This window comes from Mycobacterium sp. NGS27, from assembly GCF_059813005.1.
In genome coordinates this window covers 288,645-306,623 of sequence record NZ_JCALDT010000003.1, presented here as the reverse complement: position 1 = coordinate 306,623, position 17,979 = coordinate 288,645, and the positions used below count along the sequence as shown (strand labels likewise).

The 17,979-nt window shown below is 67.9% G+C and carries 16 protein-coding genes and 1 riboswitch; of the genes, 8 read left to right on the top strand and 8 right to left on the bottom strand.

Translation table 11 applies throughout. The features are described from left to right. Nucleotides 1-14: 14 nt before the first annotated feature. Complete coding sequence (locus AC5Y30_RS09935; protein WP_499918244.1) at nt 15-833, top strand: exodeoxyribonuclease III; 819 nt, start codon at nt 15-17, stop codon at nt 831-833. A 118-nt stretch (nt 834-951) separates the two neighbouring features. Beyond that, a complete protein-coding gene (locus AC5Y30_RS09930; RefSeq protein ID WP_499917952.1) occupies nt 952-1,398 on the top strand; it encodes a hypothetical protein in 447 nt (148 codons plus the stop codon). A 13-nt stretch (nt 1,399-1,411) separates the two neighbouring features. Here AC5Y30_RS09930 and AC5Y30_RS09925 read toward each other — a convergent pair whose 3' ends face one another. Next, nucleotides 1,412-1,687 carry an Rv1535 domain-containing protein gene (locus AC5Y30_RS09925; protein WP_499917951.1) on the bottom strand — a complete coding sequence of 92 codons (276 nt, stop codon included), beginning with the start codon at nt 1,685-1,687 and terminating at the stop codon, nt 1,412-1,414. Nucleotides 1,688-1,750: 63 nt separating this feature from the next. Between AC5Y30_RS09925 and AC5Y30_RS09920 the strand changes: the two genes are divergently transcribed. Further along, complete coding sequence (locus AC5Y30_RS09920; RefSeq protein ID WP_499918243.1) at nt 1,751-2,026, top strand: hypothetical protein; 276 nt, start codon at nt 1,751-1,753, stop codon at nt 2,024-2,026. A 6-nt stretch (nt 2,027-2,032) separates the two neighbouring features. Here AC5Y30_RS09920 and AC5Y30_RS09915 read toward each other — a convergent pair whose 3' ends face one another. From AC5Y30_RS09915 to AC5Y30_RS09905, 3 genes are all read right to left on the bottom strand, one after another. Further along, nucleotides 2,033-5,902 carry an ATP-binding protein gene (locus AC5Y30_RS09915; protein WP_499917949.1) on the bottom strand — a complete coding sequence of 1,290 codons (3,870 nt, stop codon included), beginning with the start codon at nt 5,900-5,902 and terminating at the stop codon, nt 2,033-2,035. Then, the gene (locus tag AC5Y30_RS09910) at nt 5,902-6,261 is read right to left on the bottom strand and encodes an STAS domain-containing protein (RefSeq protein WP_499917948.1); all 360 of its coding nucleotides are present in this window, start codon (nt 6,259-6,261) and stop codon (nt 5,902-5,904) included. Before AC5Y30_RS09910 ends, AC5Y30_RS09915 begins: the two co-directional genes overlap by 1 nt. A gap of 128 nt (nt 6,262-6,389) precedes the next feature. Continuing rightward, nucleotides 6,390-7,097, bottom strand: a complete 708-nt coding sequence (locus AC5Y30_RS09905; RefSeq protein ID WP_499917947.1) for a PAS and ANTAR domain-containing protein — start codon at nt 7,095-7,097, stop codon at nt 6,390-6,392. Nucleotides 7,098-7,204: 107 nt separating this feature from the next. Next, nucleotides 7,205-7,315: riboswitch (TPP riboswitch) on the top strand. Here AC5Y30_RS09905 and thiC point away from each other — a divergent pair. The 5 genes from thiC to AC5Y30_RS09880 all read left to right on the top strand — a co-directional run bounded on the left by thiC (nt 7,307) and on the right by AC5Y30_RS09880 (nt 11,847). Continuing rightward, on the top strand, nt 7,307-8,986 hold the full coding sequence (gene thiC / locus AC5Y30_RS09900; RefSeq protein ID WP_499917946.1) for a phosphomethylpyrimidine synthase ThiC: 1,680 nt from the start codon (nt 7,307-7,309) through the stop codon (nt 8,984-8,986). (Overlaps the previous riboswitch by 9 nt.) Before the next feature lie 40 nt (nt 8,987-9,026). Next, complete coding sequence (gene thiD / locus AC5Y30_RS09895; RefSeq protein WP_499917945.1) at nt 9,027-9,854, top strand: bifunctional hydroxymethylpyrimidine kinase/phosphomethylpyrimidine kinase; 828 nt, start codon at nt 9,027-9,029, stop codon at nt 9,852-9,854. Further along, entirely contained in the window at nt 9,851-10,474 is a 624-nt protein-coding gene (locus AC5Y30_RS09890; RefSeq protein ID WP_499917944.1) for an alpha/beta hydrolase family protein, read from the top strand. Before thiD ends, AC5Y30_RS09890 begins: the two co-directional genes overlap by 4 nt. Nucleotides 10,475-10,520: 46 nt before the next feature. Continuing rightward, the gene (locus tag AC5Y30_RS09885; protein ID WP_499917943.1) at nt 10,521-10,955 is read left to right on the top strand and encodes a MarR family winged helix-turn-helix transcriptional regulator; all 435 of its coding nucleotides are present in this window, start codon (nt 10,521-10,523) and stop codon (nt 10,953-10,955) included. Between the two features lie 16 nt (nt 10,956-10,971). Further along, nucleotides 10,972-11,847, top strand: coding sequence for an LLM class F420-dependent oxidoreductase (locus tag AC5Y30_RS09880; protein WP_499917942.1), 876 nt, complete (start codon nt 10,972-10,974; stop codon nt 11,845-11,847). Nucleotides 11,848-11,863: 16 nt separating this feature from the next. Here AC5Y30_RS09880 and AC5Y30_RS09875 read toward each other — a convergent pair whose 3' ends face one another. The 4 genes from AC5Y30_RS09875 to AC5Y30_RS09860 form a co-directional block, all read right to left on the bottom strand. Then, entirely contained in the window at nt 11,864-13,309 is a 1,446-nt protein-coding gene (locus tag AC5Y30_RS09875; RefSeq protein WP_499917941.1) for a neutral zinc metallopeptidase, read from the bottom strand. Nucleotides 13,310-13,421: 112 nt separating this feature from the next. Then, the gene (locus tag AC5Y30_RS09870; RefSeq protein ID WP_499917940.1) at nt 13,422-14,894 is read right to left on the bottom strand and encodes an HNH endonuclease signature motif containing protein; all 1,473 of its coding nucleotides are present in this window, start codon (nt 14,892-14,894) and stop codon (nt 13,422-13,424) included. An 82-nt stretch (nt 14,895-14,976) separates the two neighbouring features. Then, complete coding sequence (locus AC5Y30_RS09865) at nt 14,977-16,446, bottom strand: M28 family peptidase (RefSeq protein WP_499917939.1); 1,470 nt, start codon at nt 16,444-16,446, stop codon at nt 14,977-14,979. Continuing rightward, complete coding sequence (locus AC5Y30_RS09860) at nt 16,443-17,933, bottom strand: M28 family metallopeptidase (RefSeq protein ID WP_499917938.1); 1,491 nt, start codon at nt 17,931-17,933, stop codon at nt 16,443-16,445. The genes AC5Y30_RS09865 and AC5Y30_RS09860 overlap by 4 nt, the downstream gene beginning before the upstream one ends. Nucleotides 17,934-17,979 lie beyond the last annotated feature (46 nt).

Below are 17,979 nucleotides of genomic sequence, written 5' to 3'. Positions count from 1 at the left end.
GCTTGCGATCGCCGCTGCGGCTTGCCACCTGGAACGTCAACTCGATTCGTTCCCGGCTGCCCCGCGTCATCGACTGGCTGGCCCGCGCCGACGTCGACGTGCTGGCCATGCAGGAGACCAAATGCTCCGACGGCCAGTTCCCCACCCTGCCGTTCTTCGAACTCGGCTACGAAGTGGCCCACGTCGGTTTCAACCAGTGGAATGGGGTGGCGATCGCCTCGCGCGTCGGCCTGGACGATGTGCAGATCGGATTCGACGGCCAGCCCACCTGGAGCAGCAAGCCAGAAGTCGCGGCCACCGCGGAAGCCCGGGCTTTGGCCGCCACGTGCGGTGGCGTCCGGATGTGGAGCCTCTACGTTCCCAACGGCCGGTCCCTGGGCGATCCGCATTACACATACAAACTCGAATGGCTTGCCGCACTGCGCGATTCGGCGTCGGGCTGGTTGCGCGACGATCCCACCGCGGCGATCGCGCTGGCCGGTGACTGGAATATCGCCCCGCAGGACGACGACGTCTGGAGTATGGAGTTCTACACCGGCGCCACGCATGTCTCGGAGCCCGAGCGCCGCGCCTTCCAAGCCATTGTCGAGGCGCAATTCGCCGATGTGGTGCGACCTTTCACGCCTGGTCCCGGTGTCTACACCTACTGGGACTACACCCAGTTGCGGTTTCCGAAGCGACAAGGCATGCGCATCGATTTCATCCTGGGCTCACCGGCTTTGGCGGGCCGCGTGATCGACGCGCAGATCGTCCGCGAAGAACGCAAAGGCAAGGCGGCCAGCGATCACGCGCCGGTGCTCATCGATGTGAGGCGCGCCGAGCCGAATCCATGACGGCCGGGTTCAACCCCGCCTCACATCAAGCTCACGCAATTCTCATGCGGCTTCTCGTTGTCTGCGCGAAGACATGGTGGCAGGCTTTGAGGATTAGAAACAATGGCAGGGAGTCATCATGAGTGTCATCGGCGGAGCAGTCCGAGGCGTGAGTCAGGCGGTGAACCGCGCGGCGACCGCGACGACCGCGGCCGCCGGTGCCGTGGGCGGCGCGGCGGTCAACGGGGTCATCGGTGGCGTCACCGGAGCCGCGGAGGGCGTCAAGCGCGGCATGAGCAGCGGTAGCCACTCGGCGCCCGCGGCGGCGCTGGCTATCGGCGCGCTCGGCGTCGCCGGATTGGTCGAGTGGCCGCTGCTGCTGGCGGTCGGCGGCAGCGCTCTGCTGTTACAGAAGTTGAGCCGGCACCAGGAGGGCGAGACCCGCGCGGTCAAGGCGAACCTCAAGGCGGTGCCCGCCCAGCCGGCGCCGCGCAAAGCGGCGCCCGCGAAAGCCCCCACGAAGGCCACGGCCAAGAAGACGGCCGGACGCCGAGCGGGCACCACGAAGTTGCGCAGCACCAACTAGCGCCCGCTGCCGATCAGCCGGTTGCCCGGCCGTACACCGCGGAGGCCGACTCCGGCAACGGCAGGCGCACCACGCGACCGTCGGAGTGGGCGGATGGATCCGGACAAATCGGGCCCCGAACCACCCGGGAGTGCGCCTTCGCGCCGCGACGCGGCGCACGATCGTTGTGCCGGATCTCGACAACCCCGGCGCGCCACAACAGCGCATAGAGTTCGAGTAGCGGCACCCTCAGCACCGAAGCAAACGACGAAACTAGCGGATCGCCCCCGGTGCCGGTCATCGTCGACATAAGTCCGACGGTGGACGCGCGACCCAGCGAGATGGGAAACCCTTCGTTACCGAAAGGCAAATGATGGCGGAAAAGAAGTCGCGGCGCGGCACATCCCAGCGCGAGGCGGTGGCGAAGGTCCGCGAAGGTGAGACCTTCGCGGTGAACCTGCCCGCGATCGGCCAGGTGGAAATCCCCAGGCCAGAGCAGCTGGCCTACTTCGGTGGGCTGGCGGCCCTGGCCGCCCTCGAACTCATCGACTGGCCGGTGGCCCTGGTCGTCGCCGCCGGACACTTCCTGGCCAGCAACCACCACAACAAGCTGCTGGAAGAGCTCGGCGAGGCGATGGAGGAGGCCTAGAGCCGGTCAGCTCGCGGCTGAGCTTTCCGCGACCGCGTGGTCGAACCGCAAGGTGACCCGGGTGCCGGCCGGGGTGCGACGCGTTTCGACGTGGTCGGCCAGCCCGCTCATCAGGGTGAGGCCGCGCCCGCGGCGGCGGCTGCGCAGGCTGGCCGACGAATCGCCGACCCACCGGCCGGTGTCACTGACGGTGATCGCGACGGCGTCGTCTCGCAGGAAGGCCTCGATCGACACCGTCTCGCGTGGCTCGTTGCGGCTGCCGTGTTCGATCGCGTTGGTGACCGCCTCGCCGGTTGCCAACAGGATGTCGGTTTTGCGCCCCGGCGCGACGACGATTGAGTCCAGCCAATCCCGCAGCTGGTGGCGTGCGACGGGAATCTGTGCGGGTGCGGCCGGCACCACCGTGGCGAAGCTGCCCGCGGCCGCGTGGCTTGGCCGCAGCGCGAGCACCACGACGTCGTCGCGGTAGCCGGACGGCGGGGCCATTCGGGCCAGCAGCTCCGCGCAGATCTGTTCCACGGGCAGGCCGACGCACTGCGCCGCGACCGCCCGCAGGCGGTCGAATCCGTCGTCGAGCGACTCGCCGGCCCGTTCCATGAGTCCGTCGGTGTAGAGCAGAATCAAACCGCCCGCCGGCAGCTCGGCCGTCGCGGTGTCACCGTGCGGTTGGTCCGACGCCCCGTGCACACTGTTTGCCTTCACCGACACCGGCGCACGCCGGCCGGACTCCAGGTAGACCGCGCGCCCGTCGGGCAGCACCAGCAGCGGATAGGGGTGTCCGGCGCAGCTGTAGCTGATGGTGGCAGCGCCGCCGCGGGCTTCGGTGTCGATCTGGGCGTACGCCACCGTCGCGCAGCGCGCTCCGGCGACGCTCGCGGCATATCGGTCCAGGGCGCCCAGCACCGCGTCCGGCTCGCCCGCGGTGAGCGCGGAGGCGGCGACCGCGGCACGCAGCCTGCTCATCACGATCGCCGCGGCCAGGCCGTGCCCGACCACATCACCGACCGATATCGCGATCCTGCCGGGGTGATCCAGCGGCGTGACCGAATACCAGTCACCGCCGACCCGCATCGCCTCCGCCGCCGGCTGATAGACGGCCGACACGACCGCGGCGGTGGAGCCGCGATCCAGCTCCAGCAGGTGCTCTTGGAAGTCGACGGCGATCTCGTGTTCACGGGCCATCAGACGGACCCGGTCCAGGGCAGCGGAGGTCAGCTCGCCCATGCGGGCGAAGGCTTCGAGGTCGGCGGCGTCGAATTGGCGCGGCGCGGGCCACAGCAACACCAGCACACCCAGGATGCGGTCGGCGCCATCACGCAGCGGGTGGGCTACGCAGGCGCGGATGCTCGCGGCGCTGTCCTGCACGGCGTGCGCGTAGCGCGGGGGCAGGTCGAACGTGTCGGTGACGACCATCGGCTCACCGGTGCGCACGACATCGGCTCCGATCAGCGGGGCGTCGTGGGCGACGACGTGGTAGCGGTCGCGGAACTCCGAGGGCAGATCGCCGGCGTATTCGAAGCGCACGGACTGCTCGGAGTCGACGACTCCGATCGCGACCGCACCGGCGTCGCCCGAGCCGAAGGAGGAACCCAGCAGGGCGTCCATGATCTCGCCGACCGAGCCGGCGCCCTGCAGCGCCGAGTCGAGGTGCACCAGTTCGGCGGCCAGGCCCGACTGTGCCTCGCGACGCTGCCGGTCACGCTCGCGGCCGACGGCGGACAACCTCGACGCCAGCCGGTCGATCAGCTCTTGGGACCGGAACGGCTTGGGCAGATAGTCGTCGGCCCCGCCGGCGTAGCCCTCGTCGACGGCCTCGGCGCCGGCGCGGGCGGACAGCATCAGGATCGGCGTCGCGGCCAATTCCGGGTCGGCGCGTACGGCGGCGACGAAGCCGAAGCCGTCGAGCCCGGGCATCATCACGTCGGTGACGATCGCGTCCGGGCGTAACTTCCGGGTCGCGGCCAGCGCCGACTCGCCGTCGCCGACCAGAGCCGTCTCCCAGCGGGCCGACAACACCCGGTTCAGGTGCGCCCGCATGTCCGCGTTGTCGTCGGCTATCAGCACCAGTTGGCGGGTCCTCTCGGGCCCGGCGGCGACGGGTTCGGCGGCCGTCATCACCCACTGACTGGCCTCGGCGACATACGGATTGGTCGCATCGGGCCCGGCGGGCGACGGGCCGACGACCGCGCCCGACAGCGATCGCGGCACCCTGACGGTCACGATGGTCCCGCGGTCCAACTCGCTGTCGATTTGCGTAGTGCCGCCGTGCAATTCGACCAGGCCCCGGACCAGAGACAAACCGATCCCGGTGCCCTCGACGCTGCGGCCACGAACGTTGTCGGCGCGGTAGAAGCGCTCGAACAACTGCTTCAGATCCTCGGCGCCGATGCCGACCCCGGTGTCGCGCACGGCGATCACGCAGTCCCCCGCCTCGGTTCGTACCTGCACCGAAATCGTGCCGTGCAGCGTGTATTTGACGGCATTGGACAGCAGGTTGAGAAGGATCGTCTCCCACATGCCCGGATCGACGTCGGCCAGGGCCGGCCCGCAGTCCAGCTCGAGCTCGAGCCCGGCCCGGTGACAAAGCTCCGTGAACGACGAGGCGATCTGCGCGGTGAGCGCACCGACGTCGGTGCGCACCAGCCTCGCGTTGGCCCGGCCGGCCTCGATGCGGGAGAAGTCGAGCAGCGAGTCGACCAGGCGCTGCAGCCGCCGCGCATTGCGTCCGGCGGTGGTAAGCCGCTCCGCGAGCACGCTTTCGGGTGCCGCGTCCGACAGCGCGTCGTCCAGCGGCCCCAGCAGCAGGGTCAGCGGGGTGCGGAACTCATGGCTGACGTTGGTCAAGAATGCCGTCTTCGCCCGGTCCAGTTCGGCCAGCGCATCGGCTCGCTGCCGTTGCTGCTCGTAGGAGACGATCGAAGCGAATGCCGACGACAGCTGGTCGGCCAGCAGTTGGCAGAAGCCGCGGTACTGCGTGTCGAGGGGACAGCGCGGGTTCGTGCCGACGACCAACGCCCCAGGCCTCGCCTGCCTACCCACCGGCAGCACCAGCGCGCTCTCGGGGCAGTCGTCGCCCAGGACTTCCTTGATGCGAGGAAACCTTGCCGCGATGCCGCCGATTTCTTGTACATCGCCCCGGGACCACGACGCCCGGTCCGAGTGGGTCAACCGCGCGAGCGAATCCGGCAGGAATGCCAGCGTCGAGGCTGTAGCGCCCCGCAGCGTGGCGTCACCTTCGGGGTCGGCGACATAGACGGCGATCAACGGGAGATCCGCCGGTTGTGCCGCACATATCTCGACGGTCACGTTCACCGCGTCATCAATGGTCTGGGTTTCCATCACTGCGGACGCGACGGCGTTGAGCACGTGCAGCCGCCGTTCCCCCATCACCCGCTCGGTGGTCTCGGTGACCGCACAGAAGATCCCGGAGACATCGCCGTTAGCGGCGATCATCGGGCCGTAAGTGAAGGTGAAATACCGGTCTTGCCGTCGGCCTTCTATCACCATGGTCAGCAAGAGGTCGCGCGCCCACGTCGCCTCACCGGTTGCGACGACTCCGGCGAGCATCGGCGCGATGGAGTCCCAGATGTCCCACCACACCTCCCGTCCGCGCCGCCCCAGCGCGGCCGGATGCTTGTCGGCCAGAGCAGGTATGTAGGCATCGTTGTAGACGAGGAAGAGATCCTGCGGGCCCAGCCACAGCACGATGGGAAACCGCGACGTCAACGCCGTCACCACCGCCACGCGAAACTCGGCCGGCCATTGTTGCGGCGGGCCCAGCGGATGACCGTCCCAGTCGAATTCAGCGAACCGCCGGCCCATCTCGCCGCCCAGGGAAACAGCAGCGGCCAGGTCAGCCGGCAGTCGCGAATCCATCACTGTCGTCTTCGTTGCAACGCCGCGGAAAGCGTGGGGTAGATGTCGAAGACGCGGTCCAGTTCGGTGACCTGAATCGGTCGCAGCACCTGGTCGTGGTCGGCGACCAGGCGAACCGGCGTCCCGCCGGCTTTCCCGCCTTCGTGGGAGTCGAGCACGGCGTTCAGCGCAGCGCTTCCGAAGAACTCGACGGCCAACAAATCGACGACCACGGGTCGGACCGGCTGCACCGACGCCAGCCCGAGCGCGTTGGTCAGCTGAGCGGCGAGCTCATCGACGGTACTCGAGTCGACATCGCCTTTGACGCGGACGATCACTGCATCGTCGTGGGCCTCGTGTTCGACCGCCAACAACTTCATGCCTTCCGCCGCAGCCAACGTGAGGTCTGCAGCCGCGAAGCCCGCTGACGCGACGGTATGCGCGGTGGCGCATAGCAGACCACCAGACATTATCCCCTACCCGAACTGCCCGTTTACCGATTGGCTGGTTACCCGCTGGGCTCGGGGGGGATCCTCTCGTGCACGGTCAGCAGCAGATGGTCGAATTGACCCTGCAGAGCGGCCGCCGGCGCGGGCAAGGTGGGCACCTCGGCAAGCAACTGCTTGGCCAGTGCGCGAAGTTTCACGTTGGTCTCCTGCGAGCGCCACTGCAACACGCGGAACGCCTGCTCGGCGCTCACCCGGTAGACGAACATCAGCACGCCCTTGGCCTGCTCGATGGCCGCGCGGCTCTCGAACAGGTCCGGCAGCGCCTCGTCGAGCACTTCTTGCCTGGTCTCGTCGAAGGTGTTGGTGAGGTCGATGTAGTAACCCTCGGTGCCCAGCACGGCGCCCGACTCGTCGCGCATGCGGTCGGCGACGACGATGGCGTCGTGCACCGTGCCCGCGGTGTCGAGGAACCGGTGCCTGCTCGAGAACGACTCCTCGGACTGCAGCGCGTAGTCGAGCAGCTCCTGCACATGCGCGCGGTCGTCGGGATGCTTGTGCGACATCAGCAGTTTGGTCGTCGGCACGACCTCTCCCGGTTCGTAGCCGTGCATCCTGGCGACCTCGTCCGACCACTCCCAGCGCTGACCCACGAACCAGAAGCGGAACGCGCCGACGTTCAGGTATCCGGGGGCCGGCTCGACGGGATCGGAAAACCGTGCGCCGTCCCCGTTGGATGACGATTCCCCTGTTCGCCTGCGCTGTTGCACGTTTGCATTTTTCCACTACGGGAATGCCCTCGGCTACCGCCCCGGCGGAAATGGCCGTCGATCGTGCCACGCGGTGTCTTGTGGGGGTAACGTCGCGTGCGGACCCATCCATACGACGCGGGAGCGCACGCCGAGTGCGCTGAGAGGACGGCTCGGGGCCGTCGACCGTACGAACCTGACCGGGTAATGCCGGCGTAGGGAGATGAAAAATGACTGATGTCCTTTCCGGAACTGCGTCGGGCACCGCTTCGCCCAATGTTGAGCCGGCCGTGACCACGGGCCCGATCGCGGGCAGCAGCAAGGCCTACCGCGAGATCGCCGGCCCGGACGGGGTCACCCTGCGGGTGCCGCTGCGGCGCGTGCACCTGTCGACCGGCGACGACTTCGACCTGTACGACACCTCGGGCCCGTACACCGATCCGGACGCGACGATCGATCTGACGGCCGGGCTGCCGGCGCGGCCCGGGGTGGTCCGCGATCGCGGCACCCAGCTGCAGCGCGCCCGCGCCGGCGAGATCACCGCCGAGATGGCCTACATCGCCGCCCGCGAGGGCATGCCCGCCGAGCTGGTTCGCGACGAGGTCGCGCGGGGCCGCGCGGTGATCCCGGCCAACCACAACCACCCCGAGATCGAGCCGATGATCATCGGCAAGGCGTTTGCAACCAAGGTGAACGCAAACATCGGCAACTCGGCGGTGACGTCGTCGATCGCCGAGGAGGTCGACAAGATGGTGTGGGCAACCCGGTGGGGCGCCGACACCATCATGGACCTGTCCACCGGCAAGAACATCCATGAAACCCGTGAGTGGATCCTGCGAAACTCCCCGGTGCCGGTCGGCACGGTGCCGATCTACCAGGCCCTGGAGAAGACCAAGGGTGACCCGACCGAGCTCACCTGGGAGCTCTACCGCGACACCGTGATCGAGCAGTGCGAGCAGGGCGTCGACTACATGACCGTGCACGCCGGCGTCCTGTTGCGCTATGTGCCGCTGACCGCCAAGCGGGTCACCGGCATCGTCTCGCGCGGCGGTTCGATCATGGCGGCCTGGTGCCTGGCGCATCATCGGGAGTCGTTCCTGTACACCAACTTCGACGAACTTTGCGAGATCTTCGCCCGCTACGACGTCACCTTCTCCCTCGGCGACGGCCTGCGGCCGGGATCGATCGCCGACGCCAACGATGCGGCGCAGTTCGCCGAGCTGCGCACCCTGGGCGAGTTGACGAAGATCGCGAAATCCCATGGCGTGCAAGTGATGATCGAGGGGCCGGGGCACGTCCCGATGCACAAGATCGTCGAGAACGTGCGCCTGGAAGAGGAGTGGTGTGAGGAGGCTCCGTTCTACACGCTGGGCCCGCTGGCCACCGACATCGCGCCGGCCTACGACCACATCACGTCGGCGATCGGCGCGGCCATCATCGCCCAGGCCGGCACCGCGATGCTCTGCTACGTCACCCCCAAGGAACACCTGGGGCTGCCGGACCGCAAGGACGTCAAGGACGGCGTCATCGCCTACAAGATCGCCGCGCACGCAGGCGATCTGGCCAAGGGGCACCCCCACGCGCAGGAACGCGACAACGCGTTGAGCACGGCGCGATTCGAGTTCCGCTGGAACGACCAGTTCGCGCTGTCGCTCGACCCGGACACCGCGCGGGAGTACCACGACGAGACGCTTCCCGCCGAACCCGCCAAGACCGCGCACTTCTGCTCGATGTGTGGGCCCAAGTTCTGCTCGATGCGTATCACCCAGGATGTCCGCGACTACGCCGCCAAGCACGGCCTGGACAGCGAGGAAGCGATCGAGGCGGCCATGTCCGAGGGCATGGCGGAGAAGTCGCGTGAGTTCGCCGAGCACGGCAACCGGGTGTATCTACCGCTGGCTCAGCAGTGATCGCAAGCGCGGGTATAGCGGGTCGCCACCATTTAGCCCAGTGACGTTCCTGCCGCTGCCCGCTCCGGGCACGACGCCGCGGCGGGTGCTGTCCATCGCCGGGTCGGACTCCGGGGGCGGCGCCGGCATCGAAGCCGACATGCGCACGATGGCTCTGCTGGGTGTGCACGCGTGCGTGGCGGTCACCGCGGTCACCGTGCAGAACACGTTGGGAGTGCAGAGCTTTCACGAGGTGCCCGGCGACGTCGTCGCCGGACAGATCGAGGCCGTGGTCGGTGACATCGGCATCCAATCCGCCAAGACCGGGATGCTGGCGTCGCCGCGGATCATCGACACCGTGGCCACCACCTGGACCCGGCTCGGGTTGACGGTTCCGCTCGTCGTGGACCCGGTGGCGGCCTCCATGCACGGCGATGCGCTGATGGCACCCGCCGCCCTGGATTCGCTTCGCAGTCAACTGTTTCCGTTGGCGACGCTGGTGACACCGAACCTCGACGAGGTGCGGCTGCTGGTCGGCATCGACGTGGTTGACCCGGTGTCGCAGCGGGCGGCGGCCGAGGCGCTGCATGCGCTGGGCCCGCAATGGGTGCTGGTCAAGGGCGGTCACCTGCGGTCATCGAATCGCAGCTGCGACCTGCTCTATGACGGCGCCGATTTCCACGAGTTCGACACCCAGCGAATCGCCACGGGTAACGACCACGGCGGTGGCGACACGCTCGCCAGCGCCGTCGCGTGCGCACTGGCGCACGAGTTCACCGTGCCGGACGCCGTCGGGTTCGGGAAGCGTTGGGTTACTGAGTCTTTGCGCGCCGCCTATCCGCTGGGCCATGGCCATGGCCCCGTCTCCCCCTTGTTTCGGCTGTCATGAATTTGGATCAGATCGCGGGCATCGCGCACGAACCGGACGGTGCCCCCAAGGGCGTGGTCGTCTTGACCCACGGCGCCGGCGGTAACCGCGATGCGATTCTGCTGCAACAGGTTTGCGACGAGTGGGCGCGGCGCGGCTGGCTGGCGGTGCGCTACAACCTGCCCTACCGGCGCCGCCGGCCCACCGGCCCGCCGTCGGGCTCGGCCGCCACCGACCGGGCCGGCATCGTCGAGGCGATCACGCTGTGCCGCGGCATTGCCGGCGGCCCGGTGATCGCCGGTGGGCATTCCTATGGCGGTCGGCAGACGTCCATGGTGGTTGCGGCCGGGGAGGCCGTGGTGGATGCGCTGACGCTGTTCTCCTATCCGGTGCATCCCCCGGGCAAACCCGAACGCGCCCGCACCGAACACCTGCCCGACATCACGGTGCCGACGGTGTTCACGCACGGCACATCCGACCCGTTCGGCACTCCCGACGAATTGCGTGCCGCCGCCGCGCTGATCACCGGGACGACCGCCGTCGTCGAGATCGCCAGTGCCCGACACGATCTGCGATCGAAGACGTTGAACGTCCCGGCGTTGGCCGTCGATGCCGCCCTGCAGCTGCTGGGGCGGAATTAGACAGCTAAAGCTGGACAGTTTTAACTGTCTAGATTAGGGTGGTGGCGTGGATGGCATCAGCGACTCCGCGGTGGCGGCGGCGCGCGACATCAGGGTGGTGTTCAGCCGGCTACGGCGCCGGCTGAAGGGCATCGCGACCGATGGTCTGACGCCTTCACAGACCGCGGTGCTCACCCGGCTCTGGAAAGAGGGGCCGTCGTCGGCCAGCGTATTGGCCGGCGCCGAACAGGTGCGCCCGCAGTCGATGGCCACCATCCTGGCCGCCCTGGGCCAACGCGGGCTCATTGAGCGCACACCGGATCCGAATGACGGTAGGCGCCAGATTGTTTCGCTGACCCCTGCGGGCAAGCGGCGTGCCGAAACCGACCGGCGCGCCCGCGAGGAGTGGTTGGCCTGCGCCATCCAGGAGCGCTACACCGAGGCAGAGCGGCGCGTCATCGTCGACGCGCTGTCGCTACTCGAGCGCTTGACCGAGCAATGAAAGGACAGGTGCCACAATGCAAGTAGGACTGCACTTCATCGACTTTCTACCCGGAGACCCAGCAAGGCTGGGCCCGACGCTGGCCGACGCGGCCAAGGCCGCCGAGCAGGGCGGCGCCACCCTGTTCACCCTCGCCGACCACCTCTTCCAGATGGAAGAGCTTGCGCCCGCGCAGAATCCATTCCTAGAGGGCTACACATCACTGGGCTTCCTGGCCGGCCAGACCACGACGATCGACCTGGCCCTGCTGGTCACCGGCGTGACCTATCGCTATCCCGGTTTGTTGGCCAAGGCCGTCACCACCCTGGACGTGCTGTCGCAGGGCCGGTCGATGCTGGGTCTGGGCGCGGCCTGGTACGAACGCGAGCACACCGCGCTGGGCATTCCGTATCCGCCACTGAGCGCCCGCTTCGAAATGCTGGAAGAGACGCTGCAGATCTGCCGGCAGATGTGGAGTGCGGACGACGGGCCCTACACCGGCACGCACTACCGGCTGGACGAGACAATCTGTGAGCCGCAACCGATTCGGCGACCCCCGATCCTGATCGGCGGTGACGGCGAGAAGAAGACGCTGCGCCTGGTCGCGCAGTACGCCGACATCTGGAACAGCATGTCGAACGATGTCGAGGAGCTCCAGCACAAGATCGAGGTGCTGAACCGGCACTGCGACGCGGTGGGCAGGGATCCTGGTGAGGTCCGCAGGACGTCCGGTGGCCTGGCCGGTGCCGACCCCTTCGACAACACGGACGAATTCCTGAAGATCGTCGAACGCTACGCCGCGCTGGGTGTCGACATGATCAACATCGGCCCGATGCCCGGCACTCCGGATCCGGTCGGGTTCGTCCGCCGCCTGGGCGACGAGGTGATTCCGCGGATCGCCGAAATAGGCTGACGGCGTTCGGTATTCGTCATCCAGGGTAGCGGGAATAGCAGGCGTCCGCGTTGCCGGTCACGCCGCCGCGGAACGCCGCGATCCGAGTGAAACCAGCCGGCACGCTGGTGCCGTCGGCGTCGCTGGCGACCAGATGGTTCGTGAGCAGACCGGCGACCGCCTCGTCCAGATCACCTGCGGTGAGCAGCAATTGGTTGTGCGAGGGGAGGTCGATCGGCTCGGCCATCTTGCGATGCGCCACACCGGTCAGGCATGCGGTCCGCAGCGCGGTCCATGGGCTCTGCATCGCCAGACCGCGCTCGTGCTGCACCGCCAGCGCGTATCTCGACATCACGACGGACAGCGCGGTGTCGTCGCCTTGCGGCAGGGTGTGTTGCTTCTCGTCGGCGACCGCGCCCATTTCGGCGAGCCCGGGCAGGTCGACCACGATCGTGTTGGTGCTCGGACAGTAGGACGCCGGCGGCGTCGCCTTGGCGTCCGGGCAATCGGCCGGCTCGTAGGACAGCGCCGGCGGATTCGTCGGAGCGAAGATCTTTCCCAGCAGGTCCATCAGATTCGACAAGGTGTCCTTGTTGATCGGCACCTCACCGGTCTCCGTCGCCCCGGAGTTGTCGACCCGCAAGGCGTTTGGCAAATCGCCGCGGCGCTTCTCGATTTCGTTGCGGTTGATGGCCGCGCAGGCCGAGGCGCCGTTGAGGAAACCCATCTGGAAGGCGCTGACGCGGTCCAGGGCCGAGCCGTGCGCGTCGTCGTTCTGCGTCTCGCTGTCCATCACCGGGTCACGGGTGGTGATGATGCCCGCCAGCACGTGGTCGAGCCCGTCGGCGGTGCTCAGCGTGAAGCGCGGCGACTTGCCGTCGGCGACCCAGTACAGATAGACACCCGCGAAGCAGTCGGCCTGCTGTTCGCGGATGATGGTCGCGTCCCGTCTGGTCACCAGCTTCGCCATCTGCTGCAGCGCGTGGCCGAATTCGTGCGCCAGCACACCGGTGACGGACATGTCGCCGAAGTACTTCTGCGCGATGGGCATGAATACGCCGCGGTCCCAGGCGATCAGGTTGCATCGGCCGGTGTAGAACGCGTTGACGAGCTTGTAGGTGTCGTTGTTGCACACGATCGGGCTGCGCGGATCGCTCGAGTTGTACGACACCATCTTGCTGACCGGAACGAACTTGCCCTTCAGCGATTGGTCGTACACCGACTGCCAGTAGTCCTCGATGTCGTTGACCGACAGCAGCGCCAAGGTGTCGATGGGCCCGTTGTCGGTGTTGAGCACCTTGCCGTTGGGACTGGGTGCGTTCGAACGGGTTCCGCTGGGCCCGTTGGTCGCGGGCAGACCACCCACCAGAAAGGGGTCGTTGAGCATCGACAGCGCGCGCCCGCCGACGAACGTCGTGCATCCGGCGACCACGAGCACCGCCGCCGCCCACACAACTGCCGACCTGAGCGCATGCCTATTCATGACCAACCTCATCCCGACCGGCTACAGGGCAGCATCAAGGAAACTCATCCTAGAGGCATTGACCCTACACGGCAGCACAAATCGAGGGACCCAGCAAACTTGCGGCAAGGCACTAGAAAGGCGGCGGCTCGCCGTCGCCTTCGGCCGGCGGGGCGGGACCGAGGCACGCGGCCTCGCGCTCTTGACGTTCGGGTTGCCGGGCATGGTGGTTTTGCCGCCGCTCGGCGGCGATGCGTGCGGCCCGGTTTTGGGCGCGGGTGCGCTCGCGTCGGGGCATCATGGCGGTGCGGTCGGCGCAAGGGTCTGGTCTTGGCGGGGCTGGTGCGGGCGCGGCGCCGGTGGCCGTGCACAGCTGGGGAAACAACAGCGCGCTACCCGGAGCGGTGACGTAGGTCTGCCCGTCGGGCAGGCCCCAAATCACGGTCCCGTCGGGCAGCTGCCGGTCGCGCCAGCCCCAGAACGTCTTCATCAGATGGTGAAGACGGCACAGCGCCTTGAGGTTCGAGGCGTGCGTCGCGCCGCCGTCGGCGTAGGGGACCGTATGGTCGAGGTCGCATTCGGTGGCCGGACGGTCACAGCCCGGCGCCCGGCACGTCAGATCCCGGCAGCGCACGAAGTCGGCCAGCGCGGCCGAGGGGGCGTAGCGGGGTTCGGCGCCTGTCGGCGTCGTCAGTGGTACCTGCCGCGCCGACTTGGCCAGCTCGGTGAGCACCTCTGCCGGGATGAGTCCCTCGACGCCGGGCAGGGCACCAGGCGTCGATACCCTGCCCTCCACGCTGGCCTGCTCAGCGATCACGTGGATCACGACATTGCTCTTGGGCTTGCTCACGCTCGGCTCACCCGCAGCACACTCGGCACGCCCGCAGCCGCACACCAGCCGCGAACTTCCGGCGGCCAACGCCCCCAACGCATCCGCGCGCCGCTGCGCGGCGGTGCGCGGATCGGCCTGGCACACCGTGGCGGCCAATTGGTCGAGTCGCCGGTCCAGCGCTAGGCCGTCGGGGCCAAAGACACTGCCCTCCACATACGCCATCCCCGACTCATTGGCCAAGACATCCACATAGCGGTCGGCGACCGCGTCCTTGGCGCGGCGCACCGCATCGGCGTCCACCAATGCCACGACCCGATCCACCGCCGCGGCCAACCCACCCTTGGTCAGCGAGGGACGCCGCGACAGCAGCACCGCCAACCGCGCGTCGACCCGAGCCAACACCTCGGCATCGGTGATCAGATCGGTGCGAAACACGATCGTTTGAAACGCCCGGTAGTCGATATCGCCGTTCTGAAAAACCTTGCCCACCTGGGGCAGCCGCTCCCGCATCGCCATGGCGTAGCGCAAGTAACTGTGGCCCATCGCCACACTGCACCCCAACGCCGCGCCCAACTGCGCAGCCACCGCATCCCACGCGTCCGCCGACCACTCCGCGCGCTCCCCCGACTCGCGGCAGCGCAATACCAGCAAGTCGCCGGCGGCCACCAGTCGCTCGGCGGCCGCCCGTGCCTCCGCGCGCCCCGCGTCACGCACCCGGTCGAGCAGCGCGGCCGACTCCGGGGTCTCCCGCGAGGCATACCACCATTCGAACATAGGTTCGATACTAGCGCGATCTACTGACTCAAACTATTTGGCAGGGTCGCGGCTTGTGGATAAATGCCGCGGCCGGAAGTCGTCAGGGCACGCGTGTGCGATGCCTCTTGTTGTGCGGCGGCACACCGTTGATCCCACCGATCGACTCCGCGTAGCTGCCGACGGCGAACCCGACGCCAGAACCCATGACCGCCAACGCATCCCGGTTGATGTTGTCGACGGTGTCGCGAGGGCTCTGGAAGTTCGGATCGAACGCCACGCCGGCCTGTCCGCCCCATAACCGGGCCTGGATGGGAGTTTTCGGCTGCGAAGCTCCGGTGGTCATGCCCCCGACGGGCACGCCCGCAACCATGAAGGGGTGGTAGTCGGCCCTGGTGTCCAACGGCATGTCCGCGGGCCGCTTGCCGGCGAGGTTCAGATAACCGGCGAGCGTGCGTTCGATGCCGGCCGAGCCTTCGGGCACATCCGCGGCCGAGACGCCGGGTCCGGGTGGCCCGGACTGATCGCCGTCGTCGGTGAAGAATCCGGCGTTGGGCGAACCCAGCATCGTGAAGTTCAAGTACAGCGCGATGTCATTGAGTTGCTCACGGTCCATGCCGAACACGAAATCCATGACGCCGTTGCGCCCGTCCTCGTCGGCACCCCAGAACACGAACCGGACCGCGTTGTTCACCGGCGCCAGCGGGCCCAGTCGCAGCGCCGTCTCCAGCACGGCGGCCACCCCGGAGCCGTCGTCGTTGATCCCGGGTCCGGCGCGCGAGGCGTCCAGATGCGCACCCACTACGACGACGTCGTTGGCCGACCCGGACTTGGTCTGCGCCACGACGTTTCGGGAGGTGATCTTGACGTTCTGCGCATCCAGCACCAGCCGTACCGGTGCGGTCGCGCCCGTCAGCGCGGCGGCGCCGGAGGATCCCAGCACGGCGACCGGCACGGTCAACTGTTTGAAGTAGCCGGTGGTGAACAAAGTGGGTGGAGCTCCGCGCCCGGTCGGGGAGCTGAGCACTATCACCGCACTCGCACCCCTGGCCACCGCGCTGTTCTGTTTGTCGACCACCGAGCACTGGGCGTCGTCGACCACGGCGATCGCCCCCTTGGGCACCACGGCCGGGTAATCGCTGGCCCGGCAACCCGACGGCTGCGCCGGACGGATCGGCTGCCCGGTCAGTCCGCCGGGCGGGGTCTGTACCAGCAGCGAGGCCTGGTCGACGGGATAGGTGCGGCCGGCAACGGTCACCGCCGGCTTGCCCAACGAGACGGTGTAGAGCCGGTCGAACTGCGGCGTCTGAACGTCGAAACCCCTGTCGCGCAAGGCTTTAGCGACGTAGTCCACGCTCGCGTTGAAACCCGGCGTGCCGTCCGCGCGGTTGCCGCCGTTGGCGTTGGCGATGTCCTGCAACGCACGCAGGTGCGTCAGCATGCCCTCGGCAGTCACCTTCTTGGCCAGGCTGTGCCCCAGGTCCGGTGTCGTTGTCGGCAGCGCCAGCCGCGTCGACGAACAACCGGCCACCATCGCGATCGACAGCAGCGTCGCGCCCAGCCGGGAAATCATGACTTGACGAGCACGTGCCGGGTGCGGTCCGCCATCGCGGGAACGCCGTTGTGGCCACCGAGGTCTTGCGCGTAGAGACCGATCGCGTAAGCCACACCGCCGCCGTTGATCCCCAACGCGGTGCGGTCGACGTGGTCGAGGGTGTCGGTTTTCTGGTGGTAATTGGGGTCGAACGGTTGATCGGCCGTCCCGCCCCACAACTTGGCCTGATCCGCGGACATCTTGCCCTCGGCGCCCGAGAACAGGCCGCCGGCGGGAATCCCGGCCAGCGTGAATCCGTCGTAGTCAGACCGGCCGTCGAACGAGGTGTCCTGCGCCGTCTTTCCGGCCGCCTTCAGGTAAGCGACCAGCGTCCGCTCGATGCCTGCCGAACCCTCCGGCACCACCGGCTGGCCACGAGCGTCCAGCGGCAGCGACTGGTCGCCGTCGTAGGTGAAATAGCCGGGGTTCGGCGACGCGAGCATGTCGAAGTTCAGGTACAGCGCAATGTTTTTCAGCGCCGTCAGATCCAGGGACTCGACATAGTTGCGCGACCCGATCAACCCGAGTTCCTCGGCGCCCCAGAAGCCGAACCGCAGCGCGTTGTGCACCGGCGGCGAACTCCCCAGCCGCACAGCTGTTTCCAGCACAGCAGCGACACCCGATCCGTTGTCGTTGATGCCCGGCCCCTCCGGCACGCTGTCCAGATGCGCCCCCGCCATCACCACGTCGGTCGCCGATCCGGTTTTGGTCTGCGCAATCACGTTGCGCGCCCGGAAGCTTTGGGCGGTGGCATTGAGCTTGATCGTGGTGGGTCCCGGTTGCCCGCGCAGCTGCAGCCCCACCGATCGGGTCACGCTCAGCACCGGAATCTTCACGTCAGTGGTTGGCCCCAGCGTGCCGCCCATCTGTTGTTCGTCGACGTTGTCGGCGATGATCATCGCCACGGCGCCACGCTGTGCCGCGGCCTCTTCCTTCTGAGCGAACGGGCAGGTGCCGCGATCGACCAGCACCACCGCGCCGCGCACCGGCAAGTTGGCGTAATCGGAGGCCGCGCAACCGAGGTTGTTCGCCGGCGCGGCGACCAGCGGCCCGGTCACGCCGTCCGGCGCGGTGCCCAGGCTGAAGTCCAGCGCGTGCGCCTCCACCGGCTTGCCGCCGACGGTGACGTCCGGCTTGTCGCCGTGAAACACTCGCGCCGAGAACTCGGGGGTCTGCACGTCAAACCCACTGCCGCGCAGAACTTTAACCACGTAGTCGACGCTGGCCTCATATCCGGGTGTGCCCACCGCCCGGGTGCCGTTGTTGGCGTTGGCGATGTCTTGCAGCTTGGACAGGTGTGCCATCATCGCGTCCGTCGTGACCTTGTCGCGCAATGCGGAGGCGAATTCGCCCGCGGCGGGATGTGTTTGCTGCGAGTCAGACGACCGATGGAAGCAGCCGGTCGACAATGCGGTCAGGGCGACCACGGCGAGCAACGCCGGAATCGTCGTGGATTTGTTCACCATCGCGCCCCAGGTTAGACCGCGGCCCAGGCGGCCGGGTTCAGGACAC

Bases quoted from the DNA above. Each gene is read 5' to 3' on its own strand.
- AC5Y30_RS09870 (WP_499917940.1), bottom strand. From the start codon at position 14,894: ATGTTCGAATGGTGGTATGCCTCGCGGGAGACCCCGGAGTCGGCCGCG.
- AC5Y30_RS09930 (WP_499917952.1), top strand. From the start codon at position 952: ATGAGTGTCATCGGCGGAGCAGTCCGAGGCGTGAGTCAGGCGGTGAAC.
- AC5Y30_RS09860 (WP_499917938.1), bottom strand. From the start codon at position 17,933: ATGGTGAACAAATCCACGACGATTCCGGCGTTGCTCGCCGTGGTCGCC.
- AC5Y30_RS09880 (WP_499917942.1), top strand. From the start codon at position 10,972: ATGCAAGTAGGACTGCACTTCATCGACTTTCTACCCGGAGACCCAGCA.
- AC5Y30_RS09865 (WP_499917939.1), bottom strand. From the start codon at position 16,446: ATGATTTCCCGGCTGGGCGCGACGCTGCTGTCGATCGCGATGGTGGCC.
- AC5Y30_RS09920 (WP_499918243.1), top strand. From the start codon at position 1,751: ATGGCGGAAAAGAAGTCGCGGCGCGGCACATCCCAGCGCGAGGCGGTG.
- AC5Y30_RS09925 (WP_499917951.1), bottom strand. From the start codon at position 1,687: ATGTCGACGATGACCGGCACCGGGGGCGATCCGCTAGTTTCGTCGTTT.
- AC5Y30_RS09910 (WP_499917948.1), bottom strand. From the start codon at position 6,261: ATGAAGTTGTTGGCGGTCGAACACGAGGCCCACGACGATGCAGTGATC.
- thiC (WP_499917946.1), top strand. From the start codon at position 7,307: ATGACTGATGTCCTTTCCGGAACTGCGTCGGGCACCGCTTCGCCCAAT.
- AC5Y30_RS09890 (WP_499917944.1), top strand. From the start codon at position 9,851: ATGAATTTGGATCAGATCGCGGGCATCGCGCACGAACCGGACGGTGCC.
- AC5Y30_RS09915 (WP_499917949.1), bottom strand. From the start codon at position 5,902: ATGGATTCGCGACTGCCGGCTGACCTGGCCGCTGCTGTTTCCCTGGGC.
- AC5Y30_RS09875 (WP_499917941.1), bottom strand. From the start codon at position 13,309: ATGAATAGGCATGCGCTCAGGTCGGCAGTTGTGTGGGCGGCGGCGGTG.